The 12,753-nt window shown below is 64.5% G+C and carries 7 protein-coding genes; all 7 read right to left on the bottom strand.

Annotated elements, in window-relative coordinates; translation table 11 throughout:
• Window positions 1-36: 36 nt before the first annotated feature.
• The 7 genes from lipA to aspA all read right to left on the bottom strand — a co-directional run bounded on the left by lipA (window position 37) and on the right by aspA (window position 12,562).
• Window positions 37-978: a lipoyl synthase gene (gene lipA / locus E0W60_RS32095; RefSeq protein ID WP_135706875.1), complete on the bottom strand. Its 942-nt coding sequence runs from the start codon at window positions 976-978 to the stop codon at window positions 37-39.
• A 26-nt stretch (window positions 979-1,004) separates the two neighbouring features.
• On the bottom strand, window positions 1,005-3,299 hold the full coding sequence (locus E0W60_RS32090) for an NADP-dependent malic enzyme (protein WP_167884658.1): 2,295 nt from the start codon (window positions 3,297-3,299) through the stop codon (window positions 1,005-1,007).
• Between the two features lie 113 nt (window positions 3,300-3,412).
• Entirely contained in the window at window positions 3,413-5,158 is a 1,746-nt protein-coding gene (gene lpdA, locus E0W60_RS32085) for a dihydrolipoyl dehydrogenase (protein WP_135706873.1), read from the bottom strand.
• A 13-nt stretch (window positions 5,159-5,171) separates the two neighbouring features.
• The gene (aceF, locus tag E0W60_RS32080; protein ID WP_135706872.1) at window positions 5,172-6,755 is read right to left on the bottom strand and encodes a dihydrolipoyllysine-residue acetyltransferase; all 1,584 of its coding nucleotides are present in this window, start codon (window positions 6,753-6,755) and stop codon (window positions 5,172-5,174) included.
• 20 nt (window positions 6,756-6,775) lie between these two features.
• Window positions 6,776-9,463, bottom strand: coding sequence for a pyruvate dehydrogenase (acetyl-transferring), homodimeric type (aceE, locus tag E0W60_RS32075; protein ID WP_135706871.1), 2,688 nt, complete (start codon window positions 9,461-9,463; stop codon window positions 6,776-6,778).
• Window positions 9,464-9,730: 267 nt separating this feature from the next.
• The gene (locus E0W60_RS32070; protein WP_135706870.1) at window positions 9,731-11,023 is read right to left on the bottom strand and encodes a dicarboxylate/amino acid:cation symporter; all 1,293 of its coding nucleotides are present in this window, start codon (window positions 11,021-11,023) and stop codon (window positions 9,731-9,733) included.
• A 111-nt stretch (window positions 11,024-11,134) separates the two neighbouring features.
• Window positions 11,135-12,562 (bottom strand): aspartate ammonia-lyase, encoded by a 1,428-nt coding sequence (gene aspA / locus E0W60_RS32065; protein ID WP_135706869.1) that lies wholly within the window; start codon window positions 12,560-12,562, stop codon window positions 11,135-11,137.
• Between the last annotated feature and the right edge of the window lie 191 nt (window positions 12,563-12,753).

Here is a 12,753-nt window from a genome sequence, read left to right as displayed (position 1 = left end):
TTGTCTCCATTCTTGATTCGTGGTTGCCGTCAACACCTAGATGCCTGCCGCATGCGCCTGCTGATCCGCGTGATAGCTCGAGCGCACCAGTGGGCCGCAGGCGGCATGCGTGAATCCCATCTGCCGAGCCTGTTGCGCCAGGTCCTCGAAGGCCTCCGGCGACACGTAGCGGCGCACCGGCAAGTTGCCCGGGCGCGGCTGCAGGTATTGCCCCACGGTGAGCATGCCGACGTCATGCGCGCGCAGGTCACGCATCACAACCAGTACCTCGTCGTCGGTCTCGCCCAGTCCGAGCATCAGCCCCGACTTGGTCAGCACCTCGGGCCGGCGTCGCCTGAATTCGCCCAACAGTTCCAGCGAGTGGAGATAGTCGGCGCCGGGACGCGCCTCCCGGTACAGGCGCGGCACGGTTTCCAGGTTGTGGTTCATCACGTCCGGCGGGGTCGCTGCCAGGATATCGAGCGCCTGCCCCAGCCGCCCGCGGAAGTCTGGCGTGAGAATCTCGATACGCGTATGCGGCGATGCTTCCCGGATGGCACCGATGCACGCGGCGAAGTGCGCCGCGCCGCCGTCGCGCAGATCGTCACGGTCCACGCTGGTGATCACCACATACTTCAGTCGCAAGCGCGCTACCGTCTGCGCAAGCTTGTGCGGCTCCTCAGGGTCTGGCGGGGAGGGCCGGCCATGGGCCACGTCGCAGAACGGGCAGCGTCGCGTGCAGAGTCGTCCCAACACCATGAAGGTCGCCGTTCCCTTGCCGAAGCATTCGCCAATGTTCGGGCACGCGGCTTCCTCGCAGACGGTGTGCAGGCCCTGCTCGCGCAGTACCTCCTTGACGCCGCGAAAGGCTTCGCCGCAAGAGACTCGCACGCGAATCCAGTCCGGCTTTGCCAGGGCGGGCAGCGATATCACCTTGATGGGCAGGCGCGCAGTCTTGTCGGCACCGCGCTGCGCCAGGGGGGCCATGGGATCGTTCATGTCGACGGGTCGCCGGAAGTAGGGGGTCAATCGAGTGCCGATGCCTGGGCGCGATGCGCGTTGGCATCGACCGTCGCCACCGCTGTCATGTTGACGATGCGGCGAACGGTGGAGGACGACGTCAGGATATGCACGGGGCGCGCGGCGCCCAGCAGGATGCCGCCCACCGTGATTCCGCCGCCCGCGGCGATGCGCAACAGGTTGTAGGAAATGTTGGCGGCATCCACGTTGGGCATCACCAGCACGTTCGCCTCCTTCTCCAGGCCGGACTCGGGGAACTCGTGATCCAGAATCTGCTTGGACAGCGCAGCGTCGCCCCGCATCTCGCCCTCCACCGCCAGCGATGGCACGCGTGCCTTCACCAGCGCCAGCGCCTCGCGCATCTTGAGCGCGGCGGGATCGCCGGAGCCGCCAAAGTTTGAGTGCGAGAGCAGCGCCACGCTGGGCGCGATGCCGAAGCGCCGGACTGCATCGGCCGCCAGCAGGGTGATGTCGGCGATTTGCTGTGCCGTCGGGTCGAGGTTCACGTGCGTGTCGCAAATGAACAGCTGGCGTCCGGGCAGCATCAACATCTGCATGGCGGCCAGCGTCGGGCTGCCCGGCCTCATGCCGATGGTGTCGCGCACATAAGTGAGGTGATCCTGGAAGCGGCCCACGGCGCCGCACAGCATGGCATCGGCAATGCCTTGCCGCACCAGCATCGCGCCCAGCAGCGTGCCGCGGCTGCGCAACTCCGTCTGTGCCAGCGCGCGCGACACGCCGTTACGCTTGCTCAACTGGTGGTACGCCTCGGCGGCATCGCGGTAGATCGCCGGGTCCAGCGGGTCGACGCATTCGCAATCCACGCCGGGCTGCAGGCGCAGGCCGAACTGCGCGATGCGCGCCACGATCACGTCCGGACGGCCCACCAGCAACGGGCGCGCGATGCCCTCGTCGATGACCACTTGTGCCGCGCGGAGCACGCGCTCATCCTCGCCTTCGGCATAGAGCACGCGCTTCGGTGCGCGCTTGGCGGCGGCGAATACCGGCTGCATGGCGCTGCGCGACTGGTAGACAAACTGGCAGAGCCGCTGCCGATACACGTCCATGTCCGCGATCGGGCGCGTTGCCACACCGCTGTCCATTGCTGCCTTGGCCACGGCCGGCGCCACCGCCTCGATCAGGCGGGGGTCGAATGGCTTGGGGATGAGGTACTCGGCGCCGAAGCGCAGGCCCACTGCGCCGTACGCCTGCGCGACCAGCTCAGGAATTTCCGCATGCGCGAGCTCGGCGATCGCGCGCACGGCGGCGAGCTTCATCTCTTCGTTGATGGTAGTGGCACCGACGTCCAACGCCCCGCGGAAGATGAACGGGAAGCAAAGCACGTTGTTGACCTGGTTCGGGTAGTCGGAGCGGCCGGTACCGAGGATGGCATCGGGCCGCACTGCCAGCGCATCCTCCGGCGCGATCTCGGGCGTGGGGTTAGCCATGGCCAAGATGATGGGATCGCGCGCCATGGTCTTGACCATCTCGGGCTTAAGCACGCCACCCGCCGACAGCCCAAGGAAAATATCGGCATCGCCGATGATGTCCGCCAACGTGCGCGCCGAGGTGTCCTGCGCGTAGCGTGCCTTGTTCGGGTCCATCTGCTCCTTGCGGCCGAGATAGACCACGCCGTTGCTGTCAGACACGAACACGTTGCTCATCGGCAGGCCCAGGCTGACGATCAGGTCCAGGCAAGCGAGGGCGGCGGCGCCCGCGCCGGAGGCAACCAGCTTGACCTCGCTGATATCCTTGCCGACATGCTTGAGCGCGTTGAGGATGGCGGCGGCGGCGACAATGGCGGTGCCGTGCTGGTCGTCATGGAAGACCGGGATCTTCATGCGCTCGCGCAGCTTCTGCTCGATATAGAAGCACTCGGGCGCCTTGATGTCTTCCAGGTTGATGCCGCCGAACGTGGGTTCCATGCGCGCGATGGTCTCGATCAGCGCATCTGGGTCGTTCTCCGCCAGTTCGATATCGAACACGTCGATGCCCGCGAACTTCTTGAACAGGCAGCCCTTGCCCTCCATCACCGGCTTGCCGGCGAGGGGCCCGATATTGCCCAGGCCCAGCACGGCGGTGCCGTTGGTGATCACGGCGACCAGGTTCGCGCGCGAGGTAAGGTTCATCGCCTCGGCCGGGTCGCGCACGATTTCCATGCAGGCGTCGGCCACGCCGGGCGAATAGGCCAATGCAAGGTCACGCTGGGTGGCCATGGCCTTGGTCGGTGTCACCGAGATCTTGCCGGGCGTGGGGTAGCGGTGGTAGTCGAGGGCGGCTTCGCGAAGGTTGTCGGTCATGATTGTCTCTGTAGCGCTGTGGCTCTGTCCGGCCGCCGGACCGGCGCCAGACGTTCTTGTGTGCTTCGGGGCGTGGGTGCGCAGCGCAATGGTTGCGCCGCGCGTCCTGTCGCCTATTTCTTCTTCATCGGTGGCAGGTCGGTGCAGTGGCCCTCGAAGACCTCGGCGGCCATGCCAATCGATTCACCCAAGGTGGGGTGCGGGTGGATGGTCTTGCCCACGTCGGCGGGCTCGCAGCCCATCTCCACGGCCAGGCAGATCTCGCCGATCAGGTCACCGGCATGTGTGCCAACGATGCCTCCGCCGATCACGCGATGCGTGGTTTCGTCGACCAGCAGCTTGGTGAAGCCCTCGTCGCGGCCATTGGCGATGGCCCGGCCGGATGCGGCCCACGGAAACACGGCCTTGCTGAACTGGATGCCTTCGGCCTTGCACTGTTCTTCGGTTTTGCCGGCCCAGGCCACCTCTGGGTCGGTGTAGGCCACCGACGGGATCTGGCGCGCATCGAAGAACGCTGGCTCGCCGTGGGCAGCTTCGGCGGCCACATGCGCTTCGTGTACCGCCTTGTGCGCCAGCATCGGCTGGCCAACGATGTCGCCGATCGCATGGATATGCGCGACGTTGGTCCGCATCTGCCGGTCGACCTCGATGAAGCCACGCTCGGTGATGGCCACGCCGGCCTTCTCTGCACCGATGGACTTGCCGTTGGGACTGCGACCCACCGCCACCAGCACCACGTCGTAGACCTGCGGCGGCGGCGCTTCCTTGCCCTCGAAACTGACCTCAATGCCGGCCGCCGTTGCCCTGGCGCCAACCGTTTTGGTCTTCAGCATGACCTGGTCGAAGCGGCGCGCGTTCTTCTTTTCCCAGACCTTGACCAGGTCACGGTCGGCACCCTGCATCAGGCCGTCGAGCATTTCCACCACATCGATGCGCGTGCCCAGCGTGGAGTAGACCGTGGCCATCTCCAGGCCGATGATGCCGCCGCCCACCACCAGCATGCGTTTGGGAATCGACTTCAGCTGCAATGCGCCGGTGGAGTCGACCACACGCTCATCGTCGGGCATGAAGGGCAGCTTTACAGCCTGGCTGCCGGCGGCGATGATCGCCTTGTCGAACCTGACGACGCGTTTGCCGCCATCGGCCGCCAGCACTTCGAGATGGTGCGGGTCGAGAAAACTGCCGACACCCGTCAAGACGTCGACCTTGCGGGCCTTGGCCATACCGGCGAGGCCGCCGGTGAGCTTCCTGATGACGCCGTCCTTGAAACCGCGCAGCTTGTCGAGATCCACCTCGGGGACGCCGTACCGGATGCCGTGGTCGGGCAGGTGCGCCACCTCGTCCATCACCGCGGCCGTGTGCAGCAGTGCCTTGGAGGGGATGCAGCCGACGTTCAGGCACACACCGCCAAGGGTGTCGTAACGTTCGACCAGCACGGTTTTCATGCCCAGGTCCGCGCTGCGGAACGCGGCGGAATAGCCGCCGGGGCCGGCGCCCAGCACCAGCATCTCGCATTCCAGATCAGCTTGTCCGCCGTAGCTTGCTGCATTGGGCACCGGCGCGGCTGATGCAGCCTTCTCCGTCATTGGAGCGGGGGCGGGTGGCGGCGTGGCCGCGCCCGCGGCCTCGACCACCAGGATCACTGAGTCCTCACTAACTTTGTCGTTGACCTTGACCAGGATGTCCTTCACCACGCCGGCATGCGTGGAGGGGATCTCCATCGAGGCCTTGTCGGATTCGACGGCAATCAGGCTGGTATCCACGGCGATGGTCTCGCCGGGCCTGACCATCACCTCGATTACCGTGACGTCCTTGAAATCGCCGATATCCGGCACCTTGACTTCGACACGTTGGGTCATTGCTGCACGCCCCTCAGAACAGCACACGCCGCAGATCGGCGAGCAGGTTGGCAAAATAGACGTTGAAGCGGGCCGCCGCGGCCCCGTCGATGACGCGGTGGTCCCACGACAAGGACAGCGGCAGCGTCAGGCGAGAAGCCCACGTCTTGCCGTCGCTGGAGTGCTGCTTCCAGAAGCTCTTGCAGACCCCCATGATGGCTACCTCGGGAGCATTGATGATGGGCGTGAAGTGGAGGCCGCCGATGCCGCCGAGCGAACTGATCGTGAAGGTGCCGCCCGACATCTGGTCCGGCTTGAGCTTGCCCTCGCGCGCCAGCTTGGCCAGTTCGCCCATCTCCCGCGCGATTTCGGGGATGGTCTTTTTGTCGACGTCGCGGATCACCGGCACCATCAGGCCGTTGGGCGTGTCGGCCGCGAAACCGATGTGGTAGTACTGTTTGAGCACCAGGCTGTCGCCATCCAGACTTGCGTTGAACTCGGGGAATGCCTTCAGCGCGGCCACTGCCGCTTTCATCATGAAGGGCAGCATGCTGATCTTGACGCCGCTCTTCTCCAGCTCCTTGTTCATCTGCACGCGGAACTGCTCCAGATCCGTGATATCCGCCTCGTCATGTGTGGTGACGTGTGGGATCACCACCCAGTTGCGATGCAGGTTGGCGCCGGAGATCTTCTTGATGCGGCTCAGTTCCTTACGCTCGACCGGGCCGAACTTCGCGAAATCAACCTTGGGCCATGGCAGCAGGTCCAGGCCGGTACCGCTGCCGGCGGACGCGGAGGCGGGCTTGGTCGCGGGCACGGGCGCAGTCTGGCCACCGGTGCTGGCGAATGCCTCGACGTCGGCGCGCAGGATGCGGCCATGCGCGCCGCTGCCGCGCACCTTGCCCAGGTCGACGCCGGACTCGCGGGCGAGCTTGCGTACCGCCGGCCCGGCGTAAGCCAGCCGGAAGGCGGCTTCGTCGACGCCGGACGGGGAGGTAGGCGCAGGTGCCGCCGGTGCCGGCGCGGCAAGCAGTGCCGGTGCGGCGGGGGCCGTGGCCGTCGCGAGGGCATCGTCGGTGGCAAGCGCCATGATGATGCTGCCTTCGCTGACGGTGTCTCCCACCTTGACGCGGATCTCCCTGACTACGCCGCTCAGGGGCGCGGGCACGTCCATGGTGGCCTTGTCGGACTCCAGCGAGACCAGTGGGTCCTCTGCCTTCACGGTGTCGCCCACCTTGACGAGGATCTCGATCACCGGAACGTCCTTGAAGTCGCCGATGTCGGGGATGCGTATTTCGGCCAGCCCGGCGGGCGCGTTCACTGGCGAGGGCGGCGCGTTCACGCTGGGCTTGGCGGTGTCCGCCGGCACCACGGCGCCCATGCCCTCGAATTGCATCAGCAGACTGCCCTCGCTGACGGCATCACCCAACTTGACGTGGATCTGCTTGACCACGCCGCCGTGCGGAGACGGCACTTCCATGGTGGCCTTGTCGGATTCCAGCGAGACCAGAGGGTCCTCGGGGTTGACCAGGTCTCCCACTTTGACGAACAGCTCGATCACCGGTACGTCCTTGAAGTCGCCGATGTCGGGCACCTTGATATCAATGGCTTGGTTCATAGTCCTCAATCCTCGGCGTCTCAGACCGTCCACGGCGCTGCGCGCTCGGTGTCCACCCCATACCTGGCAATGGCTTCGGCCACTACCGCTGGCTTGATCGCGTCGTCGTCGCACAGGGCTTTGAGCGCGGCTACGGCCACGTGGTAGCGATCGACCTCGAAGAAGCTGCGCAGCTTGGTGCGGTAGTCGCTGCGTCCAAAGCCATCGGTGCCCAGCACGACATAGCGCCGTCCGGCCGCATGCACGTATTCGCGTACCTGATCGGCGTAGTTGCGCATGTAGTCAGTGGAAGCGATCACGGGCCCCTCGTGGCCTTCCAGACTGGACTCGACCCAGCTCTTGCGGCGAGCCTCTGTCGGGTGCAGCAGGTTCCAGCGTTCGGTGGCCATGCCGTCGCGGCGCAGTTCGTTGTAGCTGGTGGCGCTCCAGATGTCGGCCGTGACGTTGTAGTCCGCCTTCAGAAGGTCCGCCGCCGCGATCACTTCGCGCAGGATGGTGCCGCTGCCCATGAGCTGCACACGCAACCCGCCCTTGCCGGCCTTGCCGCCGTCCTTGAGTTTGTAGAGGCCCTTGAGGATGCCCGCCTCGGCGCCGGGTCCCGCTTCTGCCAAGCCCGGGTGCGGGTAGTTCTCATTCATCAGGGTGATGTAGTAATAGACATCCTCCTGGTCCTGGTACATCCGGCGCATGCCGTCGCGCACGATGGTCACGACCTCATAGGCGAAGGTGGGATCGTAGGAGACGCAGTTGGGGATGGTGCCGGCGATGATGTGGCTATGACCATCCTCGTGCTGCAGGCCTTCGCCGTTGAGCGTGGTGCGTCCCGCCGTGCCGCCCAGCAGGAAGCCGCGCGCGCGGATGTCGCCCGCCAGCCAGGCCAGGTCGCCGACCCGCTGGAGTCCGAACATCGAGTAGTAGATGTAGAACGGAATCATCGGCACGTTGCTCGTGCTGTACGACGTCGCGGCGACAATCCAGCTCGACATCGCGCCGCCCTCGTTGATCCCTTCCTGCAGCACCTGGCCGTCCTTGGACTCCCGGTAATACATAAGTTGGTCGGCATCCTGCGGCTTGTAGAGCTGGCCGACGGACGAGTAGATGCCGAGCTGGCGGAACATGCCCTCCATGCCGAAGGTGCGCGACTCGTCGGGTACGATGGGGACTACGTGCTTGCCGATCGCTTTGTCGCGCACCAGGGTGCCCAGCATCTGCACGAAGGCCATGGTGGTGGAAATCTCGCGCTCTCCGGTGCTGTCAAGCAGGCGCTGGAAGGTGGCCAGCGGCGGGATCTCCAGCGCATGAGACTTGCTGCGGCGTGCAGGCAGATAGCCGCCCAGCGCCGCGCGGCGCGCGTGCAGGTACTGCATCTCGGGGCTGTCTTCGGGCAGCTTGATAAAGGGGATGTCGGCGAGTTGCTCGTCGCTGACCGGAATCTGGAAGCGGTCGCGGAAGCCGCGCAACGCATCCAGGGTCATCTTCTTGGCCTGGTGGGCAATCATCTGGCCTTCGCCCGATTCGCCCATGCCATAGCCCTTGACCGTCTTGGCCAGGATCAGCGTGGGCTCCCCCGTGTGCCTGATGGCGGCGGCGTAGGCCGCGAACACCTTCTCCGGATCATGGCCGCCCCGCGTCAGGCCCCAGATCTCGTCATCGCTCATGTCCGCGACCAGCGCCTTGAGTTCTTCGTACTTGCCGAAGAAGTGCTCGCGTACATAGGCGCCACTCTTGCTCTTGAAGTCCTGGTACTCGCCGTCGACGCATTCCTCCATGCGCCGCAGCAGCAGGCCGTTCTTGTCCTTGGCCAGCAGCTTGTCCCAGCCGCCGCCCCAGACCACCTTGATCACATTCCAGCCGGCGCCGCGAAAGACGGATTCCAACTCCTGGATGATCTTGCCGTTGCCGCGCACGGGACCGTCCAGGCGTTGCAGGTTGCAGTTGATGACGAAGATCAGGTTGTCCAGCCTTTCGCGGCCCGCGAGCGAGATCGCGCCCAGCGATTCTGGTTCATCCATCTCGCCGTCGCCCATGAAGGCCCAGACCTTGCGCGGTGCGGTGTCCGCCAGGCCGCGGCCTTGCAGGTACTTGAGGAAGCGCGCCTGATAGATCGACATCAGCGGCCCCAGGCCCATCGACACGGTGGGGAATTGCCAGAAGTCCGGCATCAACCACGGGTGCGGGTAGGACGACAGGCCGGTGCCACCGGTCTCTTGCCGGTAACCCAACAATTGCTGTTCCGTGAGCCGCCCCTCGACAAAGGCGCGTGCGTAGATGCCCGGCGCGCTGTGACCCTGGATGTACAACAGGTCGCCGCCATGGTCTTCCGTGGGGGCGTGCCAGAAGTGGCCGAAACCGATGTCGTAGAGCGTGGCGGCAGACTGGAAGCTGGCAATGTGCCCGCCAAGCTCCGACGATTCCTTGTTAGCGCGCAGGATGATCGCCATGGCGTTCCAGCGAATGATCGAGCGCAGGCGATGCTCGATGGCCCGGTCTCCGGTCGATTGCGCTTGGTCCTCCGGGGCGATGGTGTTGCGGTAGCCCGTGGTCAGCGAGCGCGGCACATAGAGGCCGTCGCGCCGCGCTTCATCGACCAGCGCATTGACCAGTTGGTTGGCTCGTTCTGTGCCGCGGTGCTGCGTTACCGCTTGCAAGGATTCCAGCCACTCGGCGGTCTCGACGGGATCGAGATCGCCCGCTTCTCGTGCGCTCATGTTGTCTCCACTTGTTTGTTTTGAATTGCATCAGTTGATGCTGCGGCAGTGTGATTTAGCAATCGCCGTGCCATTGCCGGGAAGGCTGTGCGAAGAGCGCAAGCCGTTGATTGGAAAGGAAAAGGTATGTACGCCCCGGGGCGACCAGTTGGTGATTCCATATTGCGGCGCCCGGATCGTTATGAGATTTCATGCGGGAGCGTCAGGGAATACCCGCGGCCCCGCGTGGCGCAGCCTGCCCGGGCCGGCGCACGCGGGGGGCGGCGACTAGCCGCCGTGAGGTTGCCGCGCCGGGGCGTCCACGATGTCGTCCGGCTCAGGTTGCTGCGCCGGGCTCAACTCGCCCTCCCATTTGGCGACGACAGCTGTAGCGATGCTGTTGCCGATGACATTGGTGGCGGTGCGTCCCATGTCGAGGAACTGATCGATGCCCAGGATCAGCAGCAGGCCGGCTTCGGGCAGGCCGAACATCGGCAGCGTCGCCGCCACCACGACGATGGAAGCCCGCGGCACACCGGCAATGCCTTTGCTGGTGATCATCAGCACCAGCAGCATGGTGATCTGCTGTGTCAAGCTTAGTTCGATGTTGTAGGCCTGCGCGATAAACAGCGCGGCGAAGGCCTGGTACATCATCGAGCCATCGAGGTTGAAGGAATAGCCAAGCGGCAGGACGAAGCCGGTTACCTTGTTGGGGACGCCGAACTTCTCCATCTGTTCCATGGTCTTGGGATAAGCCGCCTCGCTGCTGGCGGTCGAGAAGGCAAGAATGGTCGGCTCACGGATCAGCTTGAGCAGCGTGAACACCCGCCCGCCCAGGAACAGGTAGCCCGCCGCGGTTAGCACCAGCCACAGCACCAGCAACCCTAGGTAGAAGCCGCCGATGAACTTGCCGTAGGTGAACAGCACGCCGATACCCTGCACCGTGATCGCGGCGGCAACGGCGGCAAACACGCCGAGCGGGGCAAAACGCATGACAAAGTCGGTGACGCGCAGCATGATCGTCACCAGCTCTTCGATCGACGCCACCAGGTGATGTCCGACCTTGCCCTGGAACGACGCGATGGCGAAACCGAAGAACAGCGAGAAGACCAGGATCTGAAGGATCTCGTTTTGCGCCATTGCTTCAAACACGCTCTTGGGGAAGACGTGTGTGATGAAGTCCTTCAGGTTTAGCGAGGAGGTCTTGAGGTTGGTCGCCGTGCCCACTTCCGGGAGCGGCAGGTTGAGGGCGTGCCCCGGCTGCAGCAGGTCCACGAAGACCATGCCGAGCAGCAGCGATATGAACGAGGCTGTGATAAACCAGCCCAGTGCCTTGATGCCAATACGTCCCACGGCACCGGCGTCCTTCATGCCGGCGATACCCGCCACCAGCGTGCCGAATACCAGCGGTGCGATGATCATTTTGATCATGCGCAGGAAGATGTCGGTCACGATAGAGAAATAGCCGGCAATCTCCTTTGCCTTCGCAGGGTCGGGCGCGAGGGTGTTGCACAGATAGCCGGTAGCGATGCCCAGGACCATGGCGAGCATGATCGTGCTGGTCAGCTTGTTTGCCTTCATGATGCGTTGTCTCCAGCGATTGCGGACAGATGCCTGGTCTGACCGTCGATTTGGCAGCAGGCGCCTCCGCACGGGCTGCAGCAGCCGTGCGGAGCAAGCCGTCTCCTTGGCTCAGCGGGCGTGTGCGGCCTGGCTCAGCGGTGCAGGTTGTGTCAGGACTTCGGGGCGGAGGATCCGGTCAAGCTCGTCCTTGGACAGCAGCCCCTTGTGCAGCACGATTTCATAGACGCTTCCGCCAGAGGTGTGAGCCTCCTGAGCGACTGCTGTCGCGTTGGCGTAGCCGATGTAGGGGTTCAGGGCGGTCACGATGCCAATGGAGTTCTCGACCGTGGCCCGCAGGCGCTCTTCATTGGCGGTGATGCCGCTGACGCAGCGCTCCGCCAGGGTCAGGCAGCCGTTGCGCAGATGGCTCACGCTCTTGAAGAGGCTGTGCGCGATGATTGGCTCGAAGGCGTTGAGTTGCAGCTGGCCCGCTTCCGCGGCGAAGCTGACCGTGATGTCATTGCCGATCACCTCGAATGCGATCTGGTTGACCACTTCGGGGATGACGGGATTCACCTTGCCGGGCATGATGCTCGACCCCGCCTGCATCGGCGGCAGGTTGATTTCGCCCAGGCCGGCTCGCGGGCCGCTGGAAAGCAGGCGCAGGTCGTTGCAGGTCTTCGACAGCTTGACCGCCACGCGCTTTAGCACACCTGACAGTTGCACGAACGCGCCGCAGTCTTGGGTCGCCTCAATCAGGTTAGGGGCCGTCACGAGCGGAATGCCGGTGATTTCCCTGAGCCGTTTCAGGATCAGCGGCGCGTAGTCCGGGTGCGCGGTAATACCGGTGCCGATCGCGGTTGCACCCATGTTGATTTCGCAGATCAGCAGGGCGGCTTCGCGCAGTCGCTCCTCGTCTTCACCAAGCATCACGGCATACGTGCTGAACTCCTGGCCCAGCGTCATGGGTACGGCATCCTGCAACTGGGTGCGCCCCATTTTCAGGACATGCTTGAATTCATCGGCCTTCTGTTCGAAGGCGCGGCGCAGCACGCCCATGGCATCCACCAGCCCCAGAATGCCGAACCACGTCGCGATCTTCAGTGCGGACGGATAGACGTCATTGGTGCTCTGCCCGATATTGACCTGCTCGTTCGGGTGTAGGAATTGGTACTGGCCTTTCTCGTGCCCCAGCAATTCCAGCGCGCGATTGGCGATGACTTCGTTGGCGTTCATGTTGGTCGAGGTCCCGGCGCCGCCCTGGATCACATCGACCACGAATTGCTCATGCAGTTTGCCGCCGACGAGTTCGGCACACGCCGTGACGATGGCATCGCAGCGCTCATCGTCGAGCAGGCCAAGCTCATGGTTGGCCAGCGCGGCGGCCTGCTTGATGTAGGCCAGTGCCTTGATGAGCTCCGGGTAGATGGAGATCGGCGTGCCGGTAATCGGGAAGTTCTCCACTGCGCGCAGGGTATGCACACCGTAGTAGGCATCGGCTGGGACGTTGCGATCGCCCAGGAGATCATGTTCGGTTCTGAAGGGTCCGGCGGTCATCGGTGTGCTCCTCGCCAAAGGGCGTCATGAGAGGAGGCCAAGCTTATGCATTGCCATGGCGGCTTACGAACGTCATGCGAATTTGTCATCAGGCGCGGCGAGATTCGCATGCCGGCAGGGAAAGGCAGTTCCCGGCGCGAGCGGGGCGCTACGCTGACTGGCCAGGGCGGCAAAGAGATGTTGCGATTTTG

This window comes from Cupriavidus oxalaticus, assembly GCF_004768545.1.
GTDB classification, from domain to species: Bacteria; Pseudomonadota; Gammaproteobacteria; order Burkholderiales; family Burkholderiaceae; genus Cupriavidus; species Cupriavidus oxalaticus_A.
The sequence above is the reverse complement of the archived record's forward strand: the minus strand, read 5'-3'. Positions and strand labels throughout refer to the sequence as shown.